Below are 24,823 nucleotides of genomic sequence, written 5' to 3'. Positions count from 1 at the left end.
AAGTCAGGGGATAGCCAAAACCAGCAATTCAGTACACTTGTCCACAGTTGCCAATTCAAAATTCGGCAACACGCCCTGGCTCAATATTGAATCGGCAGGGTGGCTCAATATTCAATCGGCGCTGACAATTGGGGTTCAGGATGCGTCGAATCGCGGAAAATTGTTTGTTGGGTGAGAAAGCACTGACAACTACGCCTGCGAAAGCGATCCGGCGCTGATCAATCGTGCTAAGTGGCAAGCCTGGCCGGTAAACCGGTGCCACGATCAAGACTCCTGGCAGGGATTCATCAGTTCGCAGCAACTCTACGGGCGCACTGGCCACCACCGTGCCGCCGTCCCGCGCTTGTTCAATGGCATCCCACCGCACCGGGTCCATGCTGACATCCAGGCCGGTTACCAGGGTGTTGGAATCCAACGGCATCGAGTAGGTAATGGGGAAGTATTCTGACCGCAAGCCTGCCGACATGCGTTTGTGGTCTGCTGTGCGCTCTTGAATAAAAAACTCGGGCCGACCACTTTGATGGATTTGTTGTTCAAAATAGGTTCGCTCGGACGCACGCACGCGTGGAATCCAGCTCATCGACCGGATCAATGGGTTGTGTGCCAACAGTTTGGCCGTGAAGTTTTGGAATTCATCAAGGCGCACGTTGTCACTGGCTTCAAACAAGGCTTTGAGGGATACAACCTGCGTCATATTGGCGTGCATGAGGCCATCTTGCAGTGCAATTAACTCATCCAAATCGGTTTCTAAAGCTGCCTGTTGCCCAAGCCGGTAGGACTGCTGGCTAACCGCAAACGCCAATACGCCCGCGCCAGCCAGCAGACAAGCCAGACATATCGCGATGGGGTCCCGTTGAAATGAGTTTTTACGCCAGTAACTCACCAAAAAATACAGCAGCGGGCCAATGCCCAGCATGCCGGCCAAGTCGCCCAGCCACCAGGTTTGCCACACCTGGGCTGCAGCGGAACGCTGTGCCTCACCCGACAGCACCAGACTGGCGGTGCCGATACTGGCTGCCACGGTGCTTGCCAGCGCGAAGAGGACAGCCATGACCGTCGCTAAACGCAGCGGGGTCAAATGCAACATGCGTTGCTCGCTGGCAGGCGTTGCAAATTGACCCAGGCCAAGCCAACGCCCGCTGAACCAGGCCGCCATGGCGGCTTGCGCGGTGGAGCCACTGGCCATCAGCACCAGGGACATCATGGCGTGCAGGTTTATTTCGTCTGTGATAAAAAGGCCGTGAGTGGCGATGGCACCCAGCCAGACGCCAGCGCTGGCACGCCAACCCAGCAGCATGAATGCGCCCAGTGCGATGCCCGCTGGCGGCCAAAAAAACTGACATTGCCCTCCAGCAGCGCGTGCGTCAACATCGTGCAAGCCTTGCCCAACGTGGCATACAGCGCCGCGATGATCAGCGTTTCAAACAGCCATCTCCGGACTACCGGGTGGCTGGTGTACCACCGCAGCGTCATAACAGGCGCCGGATCGCGCCGGTGTAAGCGACGTCAGCCACAATGAAACCACCTCGCTGTGGCAGCGTGAACACCGCCACCGTCTGCACTAAATCCAGAGCCTGAAACTTTAGGCTTGAGGCTGCGGCGGCCATTTTCTCCACCAGCACTGCATTTTGTTGGGTTACCTGGTCCATCTTTGTCACAGCTTCGCTGACCTGGGAGACCCCCAGACTTTGCTCGTTGCTGGCAGCACTAATTTCACCCATGATGTCCGTCACGCGCCCGATACTTCTCACAACTTCATGCAAGGAGACGCCCGCCTGGTCCACCAATAGGGTGCCCTGTTCAACCCGCGTCAAGCTGGCATTGATCAGGTTCTTGATTTCCTTAGCAGCCTCGGTTGAACGGCCCGCTAGTGAGCGAACTTCGTTGGCGACCACGGCAAAACCGCGACTCTCTTCCCCAGCCCTTGCCGCCTCTACCGCAGCGTTGAGCGCCAAAATATTAGTTTGAAAGGCAATGCCGTCCATGACAAGAATAATCTCGGCGATTCTTTTGCTGGCATCAACGATCCCCTTCATGGTGTCAACGACCTGCGCCATCACTTCGCCGCCATTGACTGCCACCATGCTGGCGCTCTGCGCCAGTTGATTGGCCTGGCGGGCGTTGTCAGCGTTTTGCTTTACGGTAGCGCTTAGCTCCTCCATGGAGGCAGCTGTTTCTTCCAGCGCGCTGGCTTGGGCTTCGGTGCGGCCCGACAAATCCTGGTTGCCATTGGCAATTTGAGCACTAGCGGTGGCCACACCCTCTGAGCCTTGACGTACCGCGTTGACGACCTGCGTGAGTGACGTTTGCATGCGCTGCATCGCGGCTAATACGCTTGTACTGTCTCCATGGCTTAAGGACAGCGAAACACTGAGGTCACCACCACCAGCAACGCGGCGCACGGCATCGCACAGCTCATTGCACGCATTACCCATCAATAACTGACTGGCTGCCAAGGCCTCGCCATCATTAGTCAAACCGACGATTTTATTTATCTCGCTGTAGTAGCGGAGTCCCGTTTCCTTAAAAATATTTAACAGAGCTGCACCTTCTGGCGTGCGAACTGAGTGGTCTAGCATCGCCAAAAGCTTGGTATTGGCCACGACAGATGCATCGATTTTTATCTTTTCGGCATCTCGGACGACGGCCTCCTCAGTCAGGAGCATGTTCCGGGCGGCATGTGCAATATTGTTGAGGTTGTCCTTGTACTCCGCGAATTGGTTAGTCTTGAGCAAACGGTTGTTCGCCACTTCATCCAGACTCTGGTCTACGGCATGAATTTTTAATGCGCCAATAAGTGAAATTGCGATGCCGAGCAAGGCCAGCGCGCCAAAACCGAGGGCCATGCGCGTTGGATTAAGTTTTAGCATTGAAATTTCCTGACTAGTAAAAGTGGTGCTTACATCACGCTGTCTGAGGGCCGCGCAATTAATGGTGCTTTGGCATCTGTCAAATACAGGGAAATTCAGCTTAGCGTGCTGGTGCACAAGAGGCTAAGAATGTGGTTGCTATAGCTTCTTGGCGAGGGTTTGCAGGGTTACCACCTTGCCGAACGGAGCGGTTATCAAGCAGGGCTAGCCTGATCGATATAGCAACCCCGCTACCACAACGTATGAATTCGTGAGACCGGAGACTTTGTGACCCTGACTTTCGCTCAGGTGTGCTCAATTTAAGTGATTGTAGTCGATTTGCAGATTTTTGATGATTTTTGATGATTTTTGATGAATTAATTGGTTTTGTTGAAAAGCTATGCTGGGAGTGAAGCGGGTGTGTACCCGGAGTCACTGCCCAAGTCTGCAACTTGGAGGCTCTGACGCCCGTCAATTTGGGCTCCAACCTTGTGGTGCTGCATCGAACTCAAAATGGCACCAGGCAAGGTGACGTTGATGCGTGTCTGATACCCCTTTCCACCAACGGCCTCGCCCTGAAACAAGCCGACGTCACTTGTCTGGCCCCGGGGCCTGGGCGAATCGGTTCTATGATGCCGCCAAGCTGCCGTTATGAAAGCACACCAAGCAAATCGTTGAACCAAGTCCCGCTTCATGGATAGAGATCGAAACCGTTTCACCCGGCAGCTGTGGCTGGCCATTGGGTTGTTTGTCCTGCTGACGGCCTCATTTGCCGTCTACACCTGGTCTGAAAAACGCATTGACCACGCCAATGACCTGCGCCACCAGTCTTTTCTGTTGGCTGACGAGTTGCGCCAATCTTCAGATGACCTGACCCGCTTGGCGCGCACCTATGTGGCCACCGGCGACCCGCGCTTTTTGGCCGCCTACCAGACTGTGTTGGCGATTCGCGACGGCCGGCAGGCCCGGCCGCAGGGCTACCAAAATGTTTATTGGGATTTGGTGCTGGCTAACCCGCCGCTGCCCACCGCCATCGACCCGGCGGTTGCATTGCTGGACCTGATGCGTCAAACCGGTTTCACCGCCACCGAACTGGCGCTGATGGCGCAAGCCAAAACCAATTCAGACCAACTGGCTTTCATCGAAACCAAAGCCATGGCGCTGCTGGAAGGCAAGGGCCTTGATGCCCGCCTTGCGCACCAGCAGGCCACTGCGATGTTGTACGACGAGACCTACCACCAGGCCAAGGCCGAGATCATGCAGCCCATCAAGGACGTGTATTCCCTGATGAGCGAGCGCACCCAGCATGCCGTTGAGTTTGCGCAGACGCAGGCCCTGGTTTTTCGAGCCATCGTCATTGTGTTTGCGCTGGCCCTGCTGACCTTGCTGTGGCGTGGCAACAAGTTGTTGCAGGTCACCCTGGGGGGTGAGGTCGACGAGGTGTTTGGGCACATTTCCAGAATCGGCCAGGGTGATCTGGACACACCCATCCAGGTCGAACAGGGCAACCAAGACAGCGTCCTGGGTTGGCTCGCCAAGACGCAGGCCAGTCTGAAGAGCGCCGAACTCGGGCGCCAGCAAGCCATGGCCAGACAGCAAGAGAGCGAAGCACATCTGCGCACCATCATTGAAGCCGAACCCGAGTGCATCAAGATCATCGACGCGCACGGCTGCCTCACCCTGATGAACCCGGCCGGCCTGGCCATGATCGAAGCCGACAACCTGGCTCAGGTGGCCGGTAAATCGGTGCAAGATGTCATTGCCCCGGAATACCGTGAGGCTTTCGAGCAGCTGCACCAGCGGGTGCTGGCGGGTGAATCCATGCATCTGGAATTTGAGGTAATCGGCCTCAACGGTGGGCGGCGCTGGCTGGAAACCCACGCCGTGCCCATGCAGGAGCACGGCCAAACGGTGCAGCTGGCAGTCTCGCGCGATATCACGGAGCGCAAACAGTCCGAAGAAGCCCGCCGCGTTGCCGCCAACGCCATCGAAACCCTGGCCTTTTATGACCCACTGACCAGCCTGCCAAACCGCCGCTTGTTGATGGACCGGCTCGATCAGGCCCTCAACACCAGCAGCCGCCACGCGCGCAAAAGCGCCTTGCTGTTTGTCGACCTGGACAACTTCAAGACCCTGAACGACACCCTGGGCCATGTGCAGGGCGATTTGTTGCTGACCCAGGTCGCCCAGCGCCTGAAAACCTGCATTCGTGAAGGTGACACCCTGGCCCGCATGGGCAGTGACGAATTTGTGGTGATGCTGGAAGACCTGAAGGTCACCACGCTGGAAGCGGCCACCCAGGCCGAGGCGGTGGGCGAAAAAATACTCAGCGTGTTCGAGCCGGACTTTGCGCTGGCGCACGGCGCGTTTCACAGCACCTCCAGCATTGGTATCACCTTGTTTGACGGCGAACACCGCGAAACCAACGACCAGCCCCTGAAGCGGGCTGAGCTGGCCATGTTTCAGGCCAAGGCGGCCGGGCGCAACCGCTTGCGCTTTTTTGACGCACAAATGCAGGCCGACGTGTCAGCGCATGCCGCGCTTGAGGCGGATTTGCGCCAGGCCGTCTACCAGCAGCAATTTTTGCTGCACTACCAGCCGCAAGTGGTGGGCGCCGGCCGCCTGACCGGGGCTGAGGTGCTGGTGCGCTGGCAGCACCCGCAACGCGGCATGGTGTCGCCGGCGGAATTCATCCCGCTGGCAGAAACCAGCGGCCTGATTCTGTCCATTGGCCAATGGGTGCTTGAAACGGCTTGCACGCAGCTGGCCATCTGGGCCGCGCAACCGGCCATGGCGCACCTGATGGTGGCGGTGAATGTGAGCCCGCGCCAGTTTCACCAGCCGGATTTTGTCGACACCGTGCTGGCCACCCTGGCACGCACCCAGGCCAACCCGAAGCGCCTGAAGCTGGAACTCACGGAAAGCATGTTGGTGGACGACATGGAAGGCGTCATCGCCAAAATGAGCGAGCTCAAAGCCAAAGGCGTGGGGTTTTCGCTGGACGACTTTGGTACCGGTTACTCGTCGCTGGCTTATCTGAAGCGCCTGCCGCTGAACCAACTCAAGATCGACCAGGGTTTTGTGCGCAACATCGTCACCGACCCGAATGACGCGGCCATTGCCAAAATGGTGGTGGCTCTGGCCGAGAGCATGGGCCTGTCGGTGATTGCCGAAGGCGTCGAGCTGCAGGCCCAGGCCGAGTTTCTGGCGCACCTGGGCTGCCATGCGTACCAAGGTTATTTGTTCAGCCGGCCCTTGCCCATTGCGGCGTTTGAGGCGTTTGCAGAGGCTCAGAACGCCATGCAAATAACTCTCTAATTTATAGCTGTCTACGCTTATTTTTAAAGGGCTAGAGGCTTAAAGTTCTTAAATCTTTGGGCGCCACGGCGAGGCGGTGTTGGGCCGCTAGGCAGGCCGGGCAAACCCGCCTTCAGCCCAAGCCACAGCACTGGCGCGGTTGAGTTTGAAGTTGGGCGGCACGCGCACCTGTGCCAAAACCTCGTCACCTTCGTCCCGGGCACTCAGCAGCGCAGAGGGGTTGTCGTCATCAGGCGTGATGTCCAGACACACCGCGATGCGCTGCACGCCGTGCGTCACGCTGATGCTTTGGTGCAACGTGGCGTGCAACTGCTGCTCGCTGCGGCGCACAAACTCGGCCGCCGTCTTCACCAGCGTGTGGAAGGCGTTGACATCCAGCGGTTTGGGGTTCTTTTTGTCGCGCCCCATGGTCCAGGGGCCGACCAGCGCGGGCTCGGACTGGCCGTCGCGCGTCATGGCCACAGCCCAGCCGTCGTCGTCTTCGTTTTTGATGACCTGGGCGGTCCAGCCGTCATCGCGCCATAGGCGGGGTTCTTGGGTTTTGGAAAAGGAATCGGTCAAAGTCGGGCAATCGGTGAGGTGGGTGGTGAGCACTTATATTTTTATAGCTACTAGCGCATATATCTAAAGGGCTAGAGGCTGATTTTATATAAATCTCCAAACGCTTCATTAGCGACAAGCATCACGCTGGATTTGGATGCATCAAACGCCTGCCGCTGCACTGAAACAGTGCCATGAGGGTAACATTCATCTCCAAGGGTAAACCCTTGATGCCATCGCCCATCGTGGCCTATTGTGGCTTTTTCACTTGAAAACCTGAGATTTTTCCATGCAAAAAAATTCCTTTCCTCGTGTCTCCCTTGGCCTGACCGCCGCCATGCTCAGCCTGACGGCCACACCCAGCTTGGCCCAAGACGTGCAAACGGTGCGTATTGCCCACGCCGGTCCCACCTCAGGCGGCATTGCACACATTGGCAAGGACACCGAAAACGGCGTGCGCATGGCGATTGATGACCTCAACGCGCAGGCGCTGGTGATTGGTGGCAAAAGAATCAAGTTCGAGATCATGGCCGAAGACGACGCCGGCGACCCTCGCCAGGCCACCAACGTGGCGCAAAAGCTGTGCGACGCCAAGGTGGCGGGCGTGGTGGGCCACCTGCAGTCGGGCACCACCATCCCGGCGTCCAGCATTTACAACAAGTGCGGCCTGCCCAACATCACCGCCTCGGCCACCAATCCGGATGTGACCAAGCGCGGCTACCCCACCACCTTTCGCCTGATTGCCAACGACAACGCGCTGGGTGCTGCGCTGGCCTACTTTGCGCACGACGCCCTCAAGGTCAAGACCGTGGCCGTGATTGACGACCGCACCGCCTACGGCCAGGGCCTGGCTGATGTGTTCAAGGCCACCGCCAAGCAAAAGGGCATTCAGGTGGTGGCCGAGGAATACACCAACGACAAAGCCACCGATTTCACCGCCATCATCACTGCCATCAAAAGCAAAAAGCCCGACGCCATCTTCTACGGCGGCCTGGATGCACAAGCCGGCCCCATGCTGCGCCAGATGGAGCAACTGGGTCTGGGGCAGGTCAGCTATTTTGGCGGCGACGCGATGTGCACCGAAAAGCTGGCCGAGCTCGCCAGCATGGCTGGCACCCTGAAAAACGTCACCTGCGCCACCGGCGGTGCCTCCGTGCAAAAAATGCAGGGCGGGCTGGGCTGGAAACAAAAGTATGACGCGCGTTTCCCGGGCCAGTTTCAGGTTTATAGCCCCTATGCCTATGACGCCACCTTTGTGCTCGCCGACGCCATGAAACGCGCCGACTCAGTCGACCCCAAGGTTTACACCCCGTTCATTGGCAAGACCCAGTTCAAGGGTGTCACGGCCAACATCGCCTTCACCCCCAAAGGCGAGCTGACCACGCCCGCTGTCACGCTCTACAGCTTCAAGAGCAACCAGCGGGTGGCGCTGAATTAACGATCGGCTTGTCAAGGCCACTTCGGGCCCGCGACTCGGCGGCCCGAAGTGGCGACTTCTGTTGGCTCTGCGCAAGCCCGGTGCGCGACAACGGGCAGCGTCTATGGTAGGCTAGTGTTTGAATTTTTGCTATTTAATATATAGCTGCTTGCGCACTAATAATATGGGCTACAAGCTCATTTCTTATAAATTTACCCATACCCGCCATGACCTACACCGCTGCTGCCACGCGTTACGACACCATGCCCTACCGCCGCTGCGGTGCCAGCGGCCTGAAATTGCCCGCCATCTCCTTGGGGCTGTGGCATAACTTTGGCGACGCCACACCGCTGGCCACGCAGCGCCAGATGCTGCACACCGCGTTTGATTTGGGGATCACGCACTTTGATTTGGCCAACAACTACGGCCCACCCTATGGCAGCGCCGAAACCAATTTTGGTGCCCACATGCGTCGCGACTTCAAGCCCTACCGCGACCAGCTCATCATCTCCAGCAAGGCCGGTTGGGACATGTGGCCCGGCCCCTACGGCCAGGGCGGTGGTTCGCGTAAATACGTGTTGGCCAGCCTGGACCAAAGCCTGGCGCGCATGGGCCTGGACTATGTGGACATCTTCTACAGCCACCGCTTCGACCCCGACACGCCTCTTGAAGAAACCATGGGTGCGCTGGCCAGCGCTGTGCAGCAAGGCAAAGCACTTTACGTGGGCATCAGCAGTTATTCGGCAGGTAAAACCCGTGAAGCAGCCGCCCTTTTGAAAAGCATGGGTGTACTCGCCTTGATTCATCAGCCGTCTTACAGTCTGCTGAACCGTTGGATTGAAGAAGACTTGCTCACGGCTCTGGATGACACCGGCATGGGCTGCATTGCGTTCAGCGCGTTGGCGCAAGGGTTGCTGACTGACAAATACCTGAACGGCATCCCGGCCGATGCGCGCATCAACCGCCCAGGTGGTGGCTCCTTCAAGCCCGATTTTTTGAGCGACGCCAACCTGAAACACGTGCGTGCCCTGAACGACATGGCACTGGCACGCGGCCAAAGCTTGGCGCAAATGGCCACCGCCTGGGTGCTACGCGACGCCCGCGTGACCAGCGCCCTGATTGGCGCCAGTTCACCCGCACAAATCACCGAGCTGGCGGGAGCGCTGCAGCACCTGAACTTCAGCAGCGATGAGCTCAAAGCCATCGATCAGCATGCGGTGGACGGTGGTATCAACCTGTGGCAACGCCCCAGCACCGACCAGCGGCCGTGAAAAAGCACCCGCAACTGCTGGCCCTTGGAGCCATCACACTGTGGAGCAGCTTGGCCAGCCTGGGTGTGGCGCTGGCGCATGTGCCGCCGTTTTTGCTCACCGGCCTGTCCTTGCTGGTGGGTGGGCTGATTGCGCTGCCGCTGTCCAACTTCAAGCTGGCCGCCTGGCGCGTGCCGCTGCCCACGCTCGCCCTGGGTGTTTACGGCCTGTTTGGTTACCACTTTTTGCTGTTCATGGCGCTGCGTCTGGCGCCGCCGGTGCAGGCCAATTTGGTCAACTACCTGTGGCCGCTGCTGATAGTGGTGCTGGCACCGGTGTTTTTGCCGCATTTGCGTCTGCACTGGTCACATGTGGCGGCGGCTTTGATCGGCTTTGCCGGGGCCGCCGTGGTGATTTTGGGGCAGGCCGATGCTGGCCCGCAGGCTGGCGAAGCCGGGTTGGCTGGCAGTGCCTGGGGCTATGTGGCCGCGGTGGCGGCGGCGTTCATGTGGGCCAGCTACTCGCTGCTGACGCGCCGTGTGCCGGCCTTTCCGACCGCAGCCATTGGCACGTTTGCCTGGGTGTCCGGCCTGCTGGCCTTGCTGTGCCACGACCTGATGGAGCCCAGCGTGAGCTTGAGCCTGCGCGATGGGCTGCTGATTGCCTTGATGGGCCTGGGTCCGATGGGCGCGTCTTTTTTTCTGTGGGACAAGGCGCTGAAAACCGGCGATGCGCGCCACATTGGCATCCTGAGCTACCTGGCGCCACTGCTTTCCACGGCCATGCTGATCGTGGTCAGCGGCCGCGCCATGACTTGGCCAGTGGCGCTGGCTGGGGTGCTGATAGTGGGTGCCGCCTGGCTGGGTACCCGCGCCAGGTAAGCCGTGGCAGCCCGTGCACAATGCCGCCATGATTGAATTAGCCCACATCCAAGCCGCCGCCGAGCGCCTGCAAGGCCACTTGTTGCGCACGCCCTGTGTGGCATCCAAAACGCTGTCGGACATCACCGGCGCGCAGGTGTTCCTGAAGTTTGAGAACCTGCAGTTCACTGCCTCGTTCAAAGAGCGCGGGGCCTGCAACAAGCTGTCGCAACTTAGCGCTGACGAACGGGCGCGCGGCGTCATCGCCATGAGCGCGGGCAACCATGCACAAGGCGTGGCCTACCACGCGCAGCGGCTGGGCATTCGCGCGGTGATCGTCATGCCGCGCTTCACGCCTGGCGTCAAGATCGAGCGCACGCGGGGGTTTGGTGCCGAAATTGTGCTGCACGGCGACACCCTGGACGAGGCCCGCAGCCATGCGCTGCTGCTGGCGCAAGCGCAACACCTGGTGTTTGTGCACCCCTATGACGACCCCGACATCGTGGCCGGCCAGGGCACCGTGGCACTTGAGATGCTGGCTGACGCGCCCGAGCTCGACACCCTGGTGGTGGCCATTGGCGGCGGCGGGCTGATTGCCGGCATGGCCACGGCGGCCAAGGCGATCCACCCCGGCATCGAGATCATCGGCGTGCAAGCCACGCGTTTTCCGGCCATGTACAACGCCATCAAAGGCACGCACTTGCCGCAAGGCAACAGCAGCATTGCCGAAGGCATTGCCGTGGGCACACCAGGCCAGTTGCCGCAGGCCATCATCAAACGCCTGGTGGATGACATTGTGTTGGTTGACGAGGGCGACATTGAACAAGCCATCGTGATGCTGCTGGAGGTTGAGAAGACCCTGGTGGAAGGCGCTGGCGCGGCGGGGCTGGCAGCGCTGCTGAAGTACCCTGCGCGCTTCAAAGGCAAAAAAGTCGGCCTGGTGCTGTGCGGCGGCAACATCGACCCGCTGCTGCTGGCTGCCATCATTGAGCGCGGCATGGTGCGCGCTGGGCGGCTGGCCCGCCTGAAGGTGAGCGCCCGTGACATTCCAGGCACGCTGGCCCTGATCACCGCCACGGTAGCCGCAGCTGGCGCCAACATCAACGAGGTGCACCACCAGCGGGCATTTACCACGCTGGCGGCGCAAAACGTCGAGATCGAGCTGGTCATCCAGACCCGCGGGCCGCAGCACATCAGCGAGGTTCTGGCGGCGTTGCAGGTTGCCGGCATGGACGCGCAATGGGTGCATTAGCGCTGGCCGAAGGTTTGTCATAGGTCAAACCTGAGTGGAATTGCTGATGTAACCGTCAGGTAACTGCCGGGCTGGTTCTCTAAAATAGACAGGTTTTAGTTGTCTGACCCGGTTTTCAGGGCCAACACTTCCGCCTTTTTATTTACTTAGAGGACTCCCCGCCATGCCAAACCAGACCCTTGTTGTTCCCGCTTATGTCAAAAACGCCAAACTGATCGCCTGGGTGGCGGACATGGCCGCACTCACCAAGCCCGCCAATGTGTACTGGTGTGACGGCTCTGAAGAAGAGTACGCCCGCCTGTGCCAGCAATTGGTCGACTCCGGCACCTTCGTCAAACTCAACGAAGCCAAGCGCCCCAACAGTTTCCTGGCCTGCTCTGACCCAAGCGACGTGGCCCGCGTGGAAGACCGCACCTTTATCTGCTCCGAGAAAAAAGAAAACGCTGGCCCCACCAACAACTGGATGGCCCCAGCCGAGATGCGCGCCACTCTGAGCCCCTTGTTTGACGGCTGCATGAAGGGCCGCACCATGTTCGTGGTGCCGTTTTCCATGGGCCCGCTGGGCTCGCACATTGCCCACATTGGCATTGAACTGACCGACAGCGCCTACGTGGCCGTCAACCAGAAAATCATGACGCGCATGGGCAAAAAGGTCTATGACGTGTTGGGTACCGATGGCGCGTTTGTGCCCTGCATGCACACCGTGGGTGCACCGCTTGAAGCCGGTCAAGCCGATGTGACATGGCCTTGCAACAAGAACAAATACATTGTTCATTTTCCTGAAACACGTGAAATCTGGAGCTTTGGCTCAGGCTACGGTGGCAACGCGCTGCTGGGCAAGAAGTGTTTTGCGCTGCGTATTGCCTCCAACATGGCGCGTGACGAAGGCTGGCTGGCCGAGCACATGATGATTTTGGGCGTGACCAACCCTGAAGGCAAAAAATACCACGTGGCAGCCGCTTTCCCCAGCGCCTGCGGCAAGACCAACTTTGCCATGCTGGTGCCCCCCGCTGGTTTTGAAGGCTGGAAAGTCACCACCATTGGTGACGACATCGCCTGGATCAAGCCGCACGCCGACGGCAAGATGTATGCCATCAACCCCGAAGCCGGTTACTTTGGCGTGGCTCCCGGCACCAACTTCCACACCAACCCCAACTGCATGGCCAGCCTGGACAAAAACGTGATCTACACCAACGTCGCGCTCACCGATGATGGCGATGTGTGGTGGGAAGGCATGGAGCAAGACGGTGGCGGTATCCCCGCCCACCTGATCGACTGGCAAGGCAAAGACTGGACGCCTGAGATCGCCAAGGCCACCGGCGCCAAGGCGGCGCACCCCAACTCGCGTTTCACCGTGGCTGCGGCCAACAACCCGGCGCTTGACCCCGAATGGGACAACCCCAACGGTGTGGCCATTGACGCCTTCATGTTTGGTGGCCGCCGCTCCACCACCGTGCCGCTTGTGACCGAAGCCCGTACCTGGATGGAAGGCGTTTACATGGCCGCCACCATGGGCTCCGAGACCACCGCTGCCGCTGTGGGCCAAATGGGCGTGGTGCGCCGCGATCCGTTTGCCATGTTGCCGTTCTGCGGCTACAACATGAGCGACTACTTCCAGCATTGGCTCGACATGGAAGCCAAGCTCGAAGCCACCGGCGGTAAATTGCCCAATATTTATTGTGTGAACTGGTTCCGCAAGGGCGCGGACGGCAAATTCGCCTGGCCGGGCTATGGCGACAACATGCGTGTGCTCAAGTGGATCATTGACCGCGTTGAAGGCAAGGCCCATGGTGTCGACACCATGTTTGGCGTTGGCCCGTTATTTGACGAACTCACCTGGACCGGCCTGGCCTTCACGCCCGAGCAGTTCAACACCGTCACCAGCATCGACAAGGCCGCCTGGGCGGACGAGTTCAAGCTGCATGACAGCCATTTTGAGCAGTTGGCCTATCACATGCCGAAAGCCTTGATTGACACCAAGGTCGCGATGGAAAGCCGCCTGAACGACTAAAGCAGCGTCAATTGCGACGGGTCAGGCCTGCGTCTGACCGCATCAAAAAGCCACCTTCCTTGGTGGCTTTTTTGTTGGTGTCAAATCTTGCCTGATCACCCAAAGCCTCCATGAACATCCAACTGCTCTCTGACCTGCACCTTGAATGCCAACCGCACTGGCAGCCGACACCTGCTGTGGGTGCTGATGTGCTGGTGCTGGCGGGCGACATCGGCTCGTACCAAAGCAGCTCGCAGTTGCAGGAAGACGACTTTGGGTTGACGCGTTTTTCGCCGCTGCATGGCTGGCCCACACCGGTCATTTTTGTGCCCGGCAACCACGAGTACGACGGGCTGGATTTTGATGCCGCCCACGCCCGACTGCGCACCACCTGCGATCGCCTGGGCCTGATCTGGTTGGAGCGCGAGGTGCTGCACTGGCCAGGCAAAGCCAACGAGGTGCCGCTGCGCTTCATTGGCACCACGCTGTGGACCGATTTTGACGCGCTGACGCCGCGCGCCACCACCGTTCACACCCCCCAGGCGCAGTTGTTGGCGGCACAACTCAAGGCGCGCAGTAAAGCCTTTCGCGCGGCCGACTATTACCTAGCCAAGACCGGTACCACGCGCCACGGTGAGCCCTGGCTGGCAGCGCAGGTGCGGGAGCAAGGGCTGCTTTGCCAGCAATGGCTGACGGATGCCTTGGCCGAGCCCTTTGACGGCCGCACCTTGGTGGTGACGCACTTTGCCCCCAGCCTGCACAGTGCCGACCCGCGTTATGGCCGCGCACCCGGCACGGCGGGGTTTTGCAATGCGCTGGACCACTTGCTGCCGCAAGCCAATCTTTGGCTACACGGACATTTGCATGCACCCAGCCACTACACCCATGAGGGCTGTCGCGTGGTCGCTAACCCGATGGGTTATGCCCGCAAAAACGAGCAAGCCCACTTTGACCCAGTCTTGTGCTTAAGTGTGTGAGCTTGACGTTTTCTTGACTTGGGGCAACACGGCCGCAGCCCCCTTGGGTAAACTGGCATCACTTTATTTAGGAGTTCCCCATGAAGATTCTTCTGGCCGTTGATGGCAGCACATACACCAAAAAAATGCTGGCCTACCTGGCTGCCAATGACCTGTTCTCGCCAAAAAACGAGTACACCGCGTTCACCGCGCAACTGGTCTTGCCAACGCAGGCCCGCGCAGCTTTGGGCAAAGAGTTGGTGCACAAATACTACGAAGACGAAGGCCAGCGCGTGATGGGCCCTGTCACCAAGTTTCTGGCGCGCCACGGCATCACTGCCACCTGCCTCTGGAAAACCGGCAAACCCGGCGAATTGATCGCAAAAATGGCCGACGACGGCAAGTTTGACCTGGTGGTGATGGGCTCGCACGGCCACGGCGCACTGATGAATCTGGTGGTGGGCTCCGTGGCTACCCAAGTGCTGGCCGGCTGCAAAGTGCCGGTGTTGGTGGTGCGCTAAAAAGTCTTGCCAGCTATATTAAAAGTAGCTGCTTACGCTTTATTTATGAGGGTTGACGGGCATTTAGACCATCAAAACAAGTGGTCAGCACCATGTCCACAATCTGCTCGTCGGTGAACAGCTCGCCCATCTGCAAGAACTCCACCACGGAGTCGCAGGCCCGGGCAAAGAAGGTGTACAAAATGGCAATCGCGGGCAGCTGGGCATTGAGTTGCCCCCCCGCTTGCGCCGCTTCAATCCACGCACCCAGTGTGTCGCTGATTTCCATCAGGCCGTCCATGTAGGCACGGTTGCCCAGCAAGGCGCTGCGCAGGCTTGAATTCTGGCTGGGCAGGGTGGGCATGTCACCGGCCAGCTTAACCTGGAGCACCCAGCGAACCACGCTGCGCAAATTCTCCAGCGGTGATGCCTCTTGCGGCAGCGCATTGATGAAATCCTGCGCGCGGCGCATCACCCGCACCATGGCGGCAGCGGCCAAGTCTTCTTTGCTGGGAAAGTGCTTGTACAGGCTGGCTTTGGCAATGCCCACCTGGGCCGCGACCTCGTCAACCGTCATGGCGTCAAAGCCTTTTTCGGCCAGCAGGCGGTTCACCGCGTGCACGATGGCTTCTTCGCGCGCGATCAGCATGCGTTGTTTGAAAGTGAGTTTGGGCGCGGCATCAGAGGTCATGGCCGGATGTTATCCGAGGTCTTCAAATTTCAGGCGCTAAGGCTGTTTTGTGACTCAAGGGTTCAGCTGTTCCCCGGATCAGGCATCTTTGGCGCTGGGCATTTGTGCGCGGCTTATGCGTCGCGTTGGTGTGTCAGGCGGCAGCCACGTGCGTCAAGACAACTGCTGCTGAAGTTTTCAGGGCGAGGGTGAGGGCGTCAAGCACCACCGAGTCCAGGTTCCAGCAGTGCCAGTACAGTGCCACCGAGAGGCTGTGCCCAGGCATCAGGTCAAGCAGCGCGCCTGAGCGCAAGTGCTCTCGCACCTGCAACTCGGGCAACACGCTCACGCCCCAGCCCGCCAGCACGGCGTGCACCTGGCCTTCAGAGCTGGGCACGTACATTTGGCTCAGCGACACCTGTTTGAGCCCGCAGGCGCCAGCCACAAACTCGGCTTGCAAATCGTCTTTCCGGTTGAAGGCAATGAAGGGGAGGCTGCTGAAGTTGTGGGGGGTGAGGCCGTCCGGGCAACGCTTGGCGGCGAAGGCGGGGGTGGCCACCGCCATGTAGCGCATGGCGCCAAGCGGCACCACCTTGCAACTGCGCAAGGCGGCCGGCAAGGTGGTCACGCAGCCCAGCACCCGGCCTTCGCGCAACCACTCAAACGTGAAGTCCTGGTCGTCGGTGATGATCTCCAGCCCCAAGCCCTGGTGTGCCAACGGGCTTAGGGCCGGCAGCGCCCAGGTGGCAATGCTGTCGGCGTTGATGGCAATCGAGATGCGTTCCTCCTCGCCTGCCACCCCGGCCACACCCGGCGCCATGTCTTTCAGGTCGCGCTCCAGGTCAGCGCGCAGCAGGCGCATCTGCATGGCGTGTTTCAGCAGCAAACGCCCGGCGGTGGTGGCTTTCAAGGGGCGGCTGCGCACAATCAGCACCGTACCCACTTGCACCTCAAGCGAGCGCAAGCGCTGCGACACGGCCGACTGGGTGATAGACAAACGCACCGCAGCGCGCTCAAAACCGCCTTCTTCCACAATGGCGGCGAGGCATTCCAGGGCGTCAGGATCAAAGGTGCTCATGGGGCATTAATCAATAAGGGTTGCTAATGTTTTCAGGATTAATTTAATTCTATGACTAATGCTGCGCCCAGTCGCCGACACTCGCGCCCCATGAAAATCATCATTCTCGGCGCAGGCATCATCGGCATCAGTACCGCCTGGCATTTGCTTGAACAAGGCCACGAAGTGACCGTGGTAGAGCGTCAACCAGACGCCGCCATGGAGACCAGTTTTGCCAACGCAGCGCAAATTTCTGTGAGCTACTGCGAGCCCTGGGCGAACCGCGACGCGCCGATGAAAGCGCTCAAATGGATGCTCAGCAAAGAAGCCCCGCTGCTGTTTCGCCCACGGCTGAGCTGGCAACAATGGCGCTGGAGCCTGCTTTTTTTGGGCCAGTGCAACGACCGCGCCTTTGAGCGCAACGTGCGGCAACTTGTTGCCTTGGGCGCCTACAGCCACGCCGCGATGAAAGATCTGGTGGCTGACACTGGCATTGCCTATAACCGGCTTGAAAAAGGTATTGCCCACTATTACACCGATCAGAAATCGTTTGATGCCGCCGGTGAAGCTGCTGCGCTGATGCGCCGCTACGGCGTCTCGCGCCAGGTGATTGACCGCGCTGAGCTGCTGCGCCTGGAGCCCGCTTTGGCGTCATTTAGCGAGCACCTTGTGGGCGGCACCTTTACGGCTACCGACGAGTCGGGCGACGCCAGGGCCTTCACCCAGGCGCTGGCGGCCAAGTGCCGTGCGCGGGGTGTCGAGTTTCTGTATTCGCATGACGTGGTGGCCTTGAAGTGCCTTGGAAATACTATTGAATCTGTAGCTGTTCGCGCAACATCTACGGGGGCTATAGGTCAAAATGACATAAAAAATGTGGAAAGTGTGAAAGTACTCAAGGCCGATCATGTGGTGGTGGCCTGCGGCTCTTACAGCGCCCCGCTGCTGCGCAGGGTGGGTGTCAGCCTGCCGATTTACCCCGGCAAAGGCTACAGCGCCACCTTCAAGATATTGCGGCCTGAGGCAGCGCCCCAGGTGTCGATGATCGACGACGAAAAGAAGATTGCCATGAGCCGACTGGGTAACGAACTCCGCGTGGCCGGCACCATTGAGGTGGGCGACTACAACCTCACGCTGGATTCCCCGGTGGCACGGGCCCGCTGCCGCATGTTGTCACGGCGCATAGAGCAAGTCATGCCCGGCGTGTGCGACACCCGCGCGCCTGAAGACGGCGGTAATCCCAACTATTGGGCTGGTTTGCGCCCGGCCACCCCCACCAACATCCCGTTCATTGGCCAAACCAAGGTGCGCGGTCTGTGGGTCAACGCCGGGCACGGCACGCTGGGCTGGACCCATGGCGCTGGCTCCGGCAAAGCGCTGACTGAACTGATGGCGGGGCGCGTGCCTGAGATGGCTTTTAATTGCTACGACGCCACTGGCAAGCATTCAGGCTAACGAGTACCAGCGCAGCCACGCACTGCAGCCCATACCTGGCTGTCAAACTTCCCGACATTTGGTTTCTTGCGCCATGCCAGTTGATTTGGTGGCGCAGGGGTGCATCACTTTCTGACGCCCACAGCGTTCTGGCAACAGCCTGTTTTCGAACATCCTGGTCTACCTGTTTGAGGGCAACAAAGCCTTGCGCATAGGCTTGGTGGCACAAATGCGTCTGGCCATTCAAACGGCCTTAACAAAAATTGACGGAAAAAGACATAAATAAACATTTATTGTTAAATTTTGACAAATAAAGCCAAAAGCAATATGATTAGCCCACGCAGCTACTGGTAATGTTCATGGATTTTTCAAATTGCACTGTTTTGGTGGTCGATGACTTTGCGACCATGCGGCAGATCGTTGTTGGCTTGCTTCGGCAAGCCGGTTTTGGTCATGTTGCAGAGGCTGAAGATGGCGCTCAAGCCTTGCGCCAGCTTGAGCGAAGCGATTTTCAGTTGGTCGTCAGTGACTGGAACATGCCCAACATGAATGGGCTGGAGTTGCTCAAAGCGGTGCGGCGTTCTGCTGCGCTGCAAGCTGTCCCTTTTTTGCTCGTTACCGCCGAGTCGCAAAAGGCCAACATCGTTGATGCCGCCCAGGCTGGTGCTGACGGCTACATCCTCAAACCCTTCAACGCGAATACCCTGAGTAAAAAAATTGAAGGCATCTTCCACCGCAGGGAATTGTCATAGAGACATCGCCCGCTTGCACCTTTCAAAATTTGCAAGACATGCCCGAACTCCAAGATCGACGAGTTGCGTTTTCTGTGCACACCCGGAGTGAAACCAAAAATGTCACCTGAATCTGTTGTAGTTGAAAAATCTTTTTGCACCACACGTGAGGCGGCCACCCTGCTGGGTGTGTCGGTCGGCACGGTCCAGCTTTGGGTTGAAAGTGGTTTGCTGCAGGCTTGGAAAACGGCGGGTGGACATCGCCGCGTCATGAGGGCTTCAGTTGACAGCCTGCTTCATAAAGCGCCCCAATCCGTCGTGGCCCAAACCGACAACCGCTTGCTGACCAACCAGCCACGCAGGCTCAGTGTGATGGTGGTCGAAGACGACCCCGCGTTGTTGCGCTTGTACAAAGCCAATCTGACGCGCTGGCCGATGCAGCCCGAGGTGATCTGTGTGGACAACGCCGTGTCGGCCCTCATGATGCTTGGTCGCGGCGGCCCAGACCTGCTGATTGCCGACTTGAACATGCCGGGCATGGATGGTTTTAGCATGCTGCGCGTGCTTAGCAAAGCCCCAGAGATGGCCCAAACCACCATTGTGGTGGTGTCTGGCCTTGATGCCGCAGCCATTGCTGTGCGAGGCGGTCTACCTGAAGGCATTGAGGTCTTGAGCAAGCCCATTCCATACGACCGCCTGGTCGATATTGCGGTGGGCCTGGTGAAGCAAAGCAGTTTTCAGCTGCCGCGTCTCTGATCCAACGTGCCCCACACATCATGCGAATGCGCCACAAATATATTCCCCTGGAGCTGGCGCAAGTCGGCATGGTGCTGAGTCAGACCGCCCAGGTGGTTCACCACGGCTTTTTGAGCTTGGCGCTGCCGGCAGGGCACGTCCTGACTGAAGAAAATCTCAGTCAGCTCAGCGTGCATCACGCAGAATTCATTTACATCGATCAACCGGACGACCGGAGCGACGAACAAGTGGCTCTTGATACCGCCCAAGCAGCAGGGCGTGTCTTGACCCTGTTTGACGGTGCTGATCTGAGTGAACCCAACATGGCCGCTTTTTTTGACCAGGTGCTGGCCTACCGGAGTGCATGATGAGCAGCGCAACCCTCACCCGTGAACTGGTCATCAAAGGCAGCCGTAGTCTGCCCGGCTTTCCGGTTGTCATTGCCGAAATCATTGCCGCGCTGGATGACCCAGATGGCAATTTCGACCTGCTGGTGCAGGCCATCAGCCGCGACCCGATCATCAGCGCCCGGGTGCTTTCGGTGGCCAACACCGCGGCCATGCGCGGAACCCGAGACGCCGAGGTCTTTGACATTGCCATGGCCACCGCGCTCGTTGGCGTTGACCGGGTGCGCCACATCACGCTCATCAGCAGCCTCAACACCTTTGTGGCTGGTGCGAGCCGAAGCGGCATGTCTTCAAGTTTCTGGCAGCACAGTGTGGCCGTGGGGGTCAGTTGCGAAGAACTGGCACGGTACATCGTCGCGCCGGTGTCCCCCGCCGCAGCCCTGGTGGCCGGTCTGCTGCATGACATGGGCCAGCTCTGGCTGTACCACTTCAACGCCCAAGCTGCGCAAGCCTGCTGGCGCGAGGCAACTGCCCTCGCCATCGGTGTAGACGTGCTTGAACGCAAATACTTTGGCGTGGACCATAGCCTCATTGGCGCCTGGCTGGCCGAGTCCTGGCATTTGCCGGCTGACATCGTTGCGGCCATCGGGGGTCATCACCAGCCAGATGCGGCGCTTGGCATCGCGCTGGTACCTCTGGTCCATGTGGCTGAAGTCCTGAGCAACGCGCTTGACCTCGCTGACCGCGCAGACAACCGCGTCACCCACCTGTCCAGCGCCGCTTGCGAAAAGTTGGGCCTGGTCTGGAACGATGACAGTCGCGCCTTGTTTGGCCGCATGGAATCGCGCAGCCGCCATGCCAATGCATTTTTTGCAACACCTTCCCTCATCTAACAAGGAACTCGCCATGCACACCATCCTCATCGTTGACGACCACTCTGACATACGCCGCCTGCTCAGCATCACGCTGGGCAAAACGTTCCAGATCATCGAGGCCGAGGATGGTGCTAGCGCACTTGAAGCCATTCACCACCACCATCCCAAAGTCGTGCTGCTGGATGTGATGATGCCAGGGGAACTCGACGGCCTGCAGGTGCTTGACGCCATCAAGGCCGACCCTGCCACGCGTGACACCCTTGTGGCCATGATCACCGCGCGCGGGCAATCTGCTGATCATGATGACGCCCGCCAGCGCGGGGCTGATGCCTACTTCATCAAACCTTTCAGCCCGTTGCAAGTGGTGTCCTGGGTGCGGAGTCATGTGAAATGAGGCAGGCGGCCCCCACCAACAGCATCACCTTGCTTGAAACGACCTCCCGTGAGGACTTGCATCATCAGCTGTACCGCTACGCGCAGGACTTGCAGGACTTGATGGGCCAGCACGTCTCACTGCAGCAGCGCCATCAGCAGGTGCTTGAGTCCCTTGGCAGTGGCGAAGCCCATGAGGACATGCTTCTGAAGGCGATGCTTCAACCCGATGCGATGTATTTGGCGACTAACCGCCTGGGCGAGATCGAATTCATCAGTCCGGCTGTACAAAGCATCCTTGGTACCCAGACTGCGGCAGCCCGAGGTCTGAGCATCTTGGCGTGGCTGCCAGCCGAACAGTTGCTCAGCACGCAAGGGCTACTGGAGCAACTGGGCAGCGGCGCAGGCATGGGAGCTATTCACCAACGCAAGCTTGATTTACAGCTGACCGAACACCACGCGATTCCCCGCAGCTTTAACGCACTGGTCATGCAAGTGCGTGATCAGGGGCAGGTCAGGATTTACTGGATGCTTGACCACGCGGCGTCCGTCCAGGCCAACGCACTCGACATCCTGAAGACGTTTCCTTTCTTTGAAACCTGTGCCGAAGGGCTGACCATCAACGCTGCGGATGCGACCATCTATGCTGTCAACCACGCAATGACCCATATCACTGGCCATGCCGCCACTGAACTCCAGGGCGAAAACCCAAGCAAGCTTGGCGCGGGGCTGCAGGACGCAGAGTTTCACAAAATATTCTGGCGTCAGTTAAACAGCAACGGCCACTGGAGCGGGACACTTTTCAACCGTCGGAAAAGCGCCGAGATTTTCTTTTCGCGTACCACCGTCAAGGCGGTCAAGAATGACATCAACGACACCATTTGCTACCTGGCTGCCTATGACGACAAGTCGTCCCATGACCATGACCATGACCATGACCATGACCATGGCACCGGGAAAATGCCGCAGTTGACCTACCACGATCCACTGACTGGTCTGCCAAACCGTCGACTGCTCGAACATCGCCTTACCATGACCATGGCGGACCCAAGCTGTAAAAAGACCGGCATGTATGTGTTGCTGCTTGAGCTGAGCCAGCTTCTCGCAATCGAGCACAAAGTTGGCGCAGACCTCCGCGACCAAGTACTTCGCGAGGTCAGTGAACGCCTGAAGACCTCTGTTCGTCGCGCCGACACGGTGGCCCGACTTGACGGCGGCGTATTTGTGATTCTCTTACCTGGTGTGGTTGACCGCAATGACGCAGAAAGCGTCGCCAATGCCATCACCATCCAGCTGAATGCCCCATTTCTAAGCCGCAGGGAGCCATTCGACCTGGGCATCCGCTTTGGTGGCGCAGCTTTTCCACGAAACGGCGACGATGTGGCCTCCGTGTTCAGGCACGCCGAAGCAGCGCTTCGCAATGCCAAACATCTTGGCGCGCGCCTGAGCTTTTCTGCCGAGCAACTTCAATGACACCACACCCTTCGAGCGCTGCGCCCAATGACTTGCGCAACCAGCTGTACCGCTACGCGCAAGACATGCAGGAGCTGATGGAGCAGCACAGCCGAGTGCAGGCACGCTACCAGGCCGTGCTGCAATCGCAAGGTCGCGCCAGCCTGAGTAACGACCTGCTGCTGGTTGGCATTCGCGAGGGACTTACCCCATATCTGGTCACGGACAGCAGTGGCATGATCGCCCAGGTCAACGCCTGCACCGAGCCGTTGCTGGGCGCGCCGGGGCCTGGCTTGCGTGGCCTGTCCCTGATGCAATTGGTGCCGCGAGCACAGCAGCAAACGCTTGTCACCGTGTTGGCGCAGCTGGTCTACATGAACGGTAGCTCCGCCATACTGCAATGCCAAATTGGTTTATATGACGGGGTTGAGGTTGACAGCATCTGCCAATTTGATGTGCTGATTGTTCCGCTGCAAACCTACGCCAAGGTTGAATTTTTCTGGCTTTTGCACCCCGCTAATCCAGACATGCCAGACGCACTGAGTGCGCTGCAACAATTTAATTTGCTCAATGACAGCGGGTTCGGCCTGTTGCTCACTGATGCCAGTGCAGCCATTTGTGCCACCAACCCCGCGTTCACTCGAATCACTGGCTTTGAGGCCAGCGAAGTGATCGGACGCAACCCTGAATTGCTGAGCGCAGGTCGCCACGACGACGCCTTCTATCAGTCTTTTTGGAGTGAATTGAGCACGCTGGGGAGCTGGTCTGGCGAGTTCTTTAACCGTCGCAAAGGTGGCCAGATTTACCCCGAATGGAAGACAGTCAAAGCGGTCAAGAATGTCACCGGTGACACGCTGGCATACCTTTCGGTATTTGCAGACGGCGCGCACCAGCGCGTGGACACCGATCAACTCGCGCGCATGGCATACCACGACACACTCACTGGCCTGCCGAACCGCCGCCTGTTGGAAGACCGGGTGGCCCAGTCTCTCAGTCAGGCCCAGCGTGACGGCTTGGGTTTGAGTCTGCTATTTATTGACCTGGACCGATTTAAACCCATCAATGACAAGTTTGGCCATGAGGTCGGTGACCAGGTGCTGCAAGAGGTTGCCCGGCGACTTAAGAAATCAGTGCGTCAGGGTGACACGGCCGCCCGCGTGGGCGGTGACGAGTTTGTCATCATGCTGCAAGGCGCGGTGCGTGCGGCAGATGTTGAGTCGATCGCCAGCACTGTGCTCACCAAGCTCGGCGCGCCGATCATTGTTGGTGGGCACAAGTTGCTGGTGGGGGCCAGCATTGGCTGTGCCAGATACCCGCAAGACGGCGGCGACATGGTGACATTGCTGAAGCACGCCGACCGCTCGATGTACGCTGCCAAACGCTTTGGTGGCAATCACTTCTGTCTGCATGAAGGCAGGGGCGACCTTAACGGTGTTGCCAATCTGGGGCATGACTTGTGGCAGGCCCTGGAGCGCAATGAGATGCACTTGGTGTACCAGCCGCAAGTGACGGCCGGTGGGGCCCTGTGCGGTTGTGAGGCCTTGCTGCGCTGGACCCACGGCGCGCTGGGCTCGGTGTTGCCGCTGACCTTTGTACCGCTGGCAGAAGCAACCGGTGCCATCTTGCCGCTGGGTGATTGGGTGCTTGACAGCGCTTGTCGCCAGCTTAAGCAGTTTCAGGAGGCTGGCTTGCACCAACTGACCATGGCAGTCAATGTGTCAGCGCGGCAATTGAATGACCCCGATTTTCCCAATCGGGTTTGTCAGATATTGCTGGCCACCGGTATCGCTCCGCACCTGCTGGAACTAGAGGTCACCGAGTCCGAGGCACTGCTATGCGAGTCTGACGGACAGCAGCGTTTGCAGTCCTTGCGTGCGCTGGGTGTGAAGATTGCCGTTGATGACTTTGGCACCGGATTTTCAAGCCTGTCACGCCTACATACGCTGCCGGTAGACCGCCTCAAGATTGACCAGAGCTTTGTGCGTGATTTGGCCACCAGCCTCAATGCACGAGCCATTAGCCAATGCTTCGTCAGTTTGGGTCTGGCGATGGGATTGGAAGTGGTTGCAGAAGGCGTTGAAACCAGCGAGCAATACCAGGTGCTCACAAACCAGGGCTGTCACCTGATTCAAGGCTACTTCACGGGTCGCCCCATGACGGCGCAAGCACTGCTGGCCCAGTTCAAACCAGTCTCGCCAGCGCTGCCCCTTTGAAGTGCATT

At 59.0% G+C, this 24,823-nt stretch carries 21 protein-coding genes and 1 riboswitch; of the genes, 16 read left to right on the top strand and 5 right to left on the bottom strand.

Annotated features, from left to right (window positions below; translation table 11 throughout):
- Window positions 1-55: 55 nt before the first annotated feature.
- Window positions 56-1,378 carry a CHASE domain-containing protein gene (locus PHQ58_RS15635; protein ID WP_300112458.1) on the bottom strand — a complete coding sequence of 441 codons (1,323 nt, stop codon included), beginning with the start codon at window positions 1,376-1,378 and terminating at the stop codon, window positions 56-58.
- A 91-nt stretch (window positions 1,379-1,469) separates the two neighbouring features.
- On the bottom strand, window positions 1,470-2,870 hold the full coding sequence (locus PHQ58_RS15630) for a methyl-accepting chemotaxis protein (protein ID WP_300112456.1): 1,401 nt from the start codon (window positions 2,868-2,870) through the stop codon (window positions 1,470-1,472).
- A 217-nt stretch (window positions 2,871-3,087) separates the two neighbouring features.
- A riboswitch (cyclic di-GMP riboswitch) is annotated at window positions 3,088-3,175 on the bottom strand.
- Between the two features lie 367 nt (window positions 3,176-3,542).
- On the opposite strand from PHQ58_RS15630, the gene PHQ58_RS15625 reads away from it, so the two are divergent.
- The gene (locus PHQ58_RS15625; protein WP_300112454.1) at window positions 3,543-6,167 is read left to right on the top strand and encodes an EAL domain-containing protein; all 2,625 of its coding nucleotides are present in this window, start codon (window positions 3,543-3,545) and stop codon (window positions 6,165-6,167) included.
- An 87-nt stretch (window positions 6,168-6,254) separates the two neighbouring features.
- Here PHQ58_RS15625 and PHQ58_RS15620 read toward each other — a convergent pair whose 3' ends face one another.
- Window positions 6,255-6,728 carry a hypothetical protein gene (locus PHQ58_RS15620; RefSeq protein WP_300112452.1) on the bottom strand — a complete coding sequence of 158 codons (474 nt, stop codon included), beginning with the start codon at window positions 6,726-6,728 and terminating at the stop codon, window positions 6,255-6,257.
- Window positions 6,729-6,996: 268 nt separating this feature from the next.
- On the opposite strand from PHQ58_RS15620, the gene PHQ58_RS15615 reads away from it, so the two are divergent.
- The 7 genes from PHQ58_RS15615 to PHQ58_RS15585 all read left to right on the top strand — a co-directional run bounded on the left by PHQ58_RS15615 (window position 6,997) and on the right by PHQ58_RS15585 (window position 14,953).
- Window positions 6,997-8,145 carry a branched-chain amino acid ABC transporter substrate-binding protein gene (locus PHQ58_RS15615; RefSeq protein ID WP_300112450.1) on the top strand — a complete coding sequence of 383 codons (1,149 nt, stop codon included), beginning with the start codon at window positions 6,997-6,999 and terminating at the stop codon, window positions 8,143-8,145.
- 206 nt (window positions 8,146-8,351) lie between these two features.
- Window positions 8,352-9,395, top strand: a complete 1,044-nt coding sequence (mgrA, locus tag PHQ58_RS15610) for an L-glyceraldehyde 3-phosphate reductase (RefSeq protein ID WP_300112448.1) — start codon at window positions 8,352-8,354, stop codon at window positions 9,393-9,395.
- Window positions 9,392-10,255: a DMT family transporter gene (locus PHQ58_RS15605; RefSeq protein WP_300112446.1), complete on the top strand. Its 864-nt coding sequence runs from the start codon at window positions 9,392-9,394 to the stop codon at window positions 10,253-10,255. The genes mgrA and PHQ58_RS15605 overlap by 4 nt, the downstream gene beginning before the upstream one ends.
- 28 nt (window positions 10,256-10,283) lie before the next feature.
- Window positions 10,284-11,486, top strand: a complete 1,203-nt coding sequence (locus PHQ58_RS15600) for a threonine ammonia-lyase (RefSeq protein ID WP_300112444.1) — start codon at window positions 10,284-10,286, stop codon at window positions 11,484-11,486.
- 163 nt (window positions 11,487-11,649) lie between these two features.
- The gene (locus PHQ58_RS15595; protein WP_300112442.1) at window positions 11,650-13,497 is read left to right on the top strand and encodes a phosphoenolpyruvate carboxykinase (GTP); all 1,848 of its coding nucleotides are present in this window, start codon (window positions 11,650-11,652) and stop codon (window positions 13,495-13,497) included.
- Window positions 13,498-13,607: 110 nt separating this feature from the next.
- Window positions 13,608-14,453 carry a metallophosphoesterase gene (locus PHQ58_RS15590; RefSeq protein WP_300112440.1) on the top strand — a complete coding sequence of 282 codons (846 nt, stop codon included), beginning with the start codon at window positions 13,608-13,610 and terminating at the stop codon, window positions 14,451-14,453.
- 80 nt (window positions 14,454-14,533) lie between these two features.
- Entirely contained in the window at window positions 14,534-14,953 is a 420-nt protein-coding gene (locus PHQ58_RS15585) for a universal stress protein (protein ID WP_300112438.1), read from the top strand.
- Window positions 14,954-14,996: 43 nt separating this feature from the next.
- Here the strand turns inward: PHQ58_RS15585 and PHQ58_RS15580 are convergent, their stop codons facing one another.
- Window positions 14,997-15,623: a TetR/AcrR family transcriptional regulator gene (locus tag PHQ58_RS15580; protein WP_300112436.1), complete on the bottom strand. Its 627-nt coding sequence runs from the start codon at window positions 15,621-15,623 to the stop codon at window positions 14,997-14,999.
- Between the two features lie 133 nt (window positions 15,624-15,756).
- Window positions 15,757-16,680: a LysR family transcriptional regulator ArgP gene (locus PHQ58_RS15575; RefSeq protein ID WP_300112434.1), complete on the bottom strand. Its 924-nt coding sequence runs from the start codon at window positions 16,678-16,680 to the stop codon at window positions 15,757-15,759.
- Between the two features lie 90 nt (window positions 16,681-16,770).
- On the opposite strand from PHQ58_RS15575, the gene PHQ58_RS15570 reads away from it, so the two are divergent.
- The 8 genes from PHQ58_RS15570 to PHQ58_RS15535 all read left to right on the top strand — a co-directional run bounded on the left by PHQ58_RS15570 (window position 16,771) and on the right by PHQ58_RS15535 (window position 24,815).
- A complete protein-coding gene (locus PHQ58_RS15570) occupies window positions 16,771-18,111 on the top strand; it encodes a D-amino acid dehydrogenase (RefSeq protein WP_300112432.1) in 1,341 nt (446 codons plus the stop codon).
- A 338-nt stretch (window positions 18,112-18,449) separates the two neighbouring features.
- Complete coding sequence (locus tag PHQ58_RS15565; RefSeq protein WP_300112430.1) at window positions 18,450-18,842, top strand: response regulator; 393 nt, start codon at window positions 18,450-18,452, stop codon at window positions 18,840-18,842.
- Between the two features lie 99 nt (window positions 18,843-18,941).
- On the top strand, window positions 18,942-19,577 hold the full coding sequence (locus PHQ58_RS15560) for a response regulator (RefSeq protein WP_300112428.1): 636 nt from the start codon (window positions 18,942-18,944) through the stop codon (window positions 19,575-19,577).
- Between the two features lie 26 nt (window positions 19,578-19,603).
- Window positions 19,604-19,924 carry a hypothetical protein gene (locus tag PHQ58_RS15555; protein WP_300112426.1) on the top strand — a complete coding sequence of 107 codons (321 nt, stop codon included), beginning with the start codon at window positions 19,604-19,606 and terminating at the stop codon, window positions 19,922-19,924.
- Complete coding sequence (locus tag PHQ58_RS15550) at window positions 19,924-20,796, top strand: HDOD domain-containing protein (protein ID WP_300112424.1); 873 nt, start codon at window positions 19,924-19,926, stop codon at window positions 20,794-20,796. Before PHQ58_RS15555 ends, PHQ58_RS15550 begins: the two co-directional genes overlap by 1 nt.
- A 13-nt stretch (window positions 20,797-20,809) precedes the next feature.
- A complete protein-coding gene (locus PHQ58_RS15545; RefSeq protein WP_300112422.1) occupies window positions 20,810-21,172 on the top strand; it encodes a response regulator in 363 nt (120 codons plus the stop codon).
- Window positions 21,169-22,623 carry a diguanylate cyclase gene (locus tag PHQ58_RS15540; RefSeq protein ID WP_300112420.1) on the top strand — a complete coding sequence of 485 codons (1,455 nt, stop codon included), beginning with the start codon at window positions 21,169-21,171 and terminating at the stop codon, window positions 22,621-22,623. Before PHQ58_RS15545 ends, PHQ58_RS15540 begins: the two co-directional genes overlap by 4 nt.
- Window positions 22,620-24,815, top strand: coding sequence for an EAL domain-containing protein (locus PHQ58_RS15535; protein WP_300112418.1), 2,196 nt, complete (start codon window positions 22,620-22,622; stop codon window positions 24,813-24,815). The genes PHQ58_RS15540 and PHQ58_RS15535 overlap by 4 nt, the downstream gene beginning before the upstream one ends.
- The last annotated feature ends 8 nt before the right edge of the window (window positions 24,816-24,823 follow it).

Source organism: Rhodoferax sp., from assembly GCF_028688795.1.
Taxonomy (GTDB): Bacteria; Pseudomonadota; Gammaproteobacteria; order Burkholderiales; family Burkholderiaceae_C; genus Rhodoferax.
The sequence above is the reverse complement of the archived record's forward strand: the minus strand, read 5'-3'. Positions and strand labels throughout refer to the sequence as shown.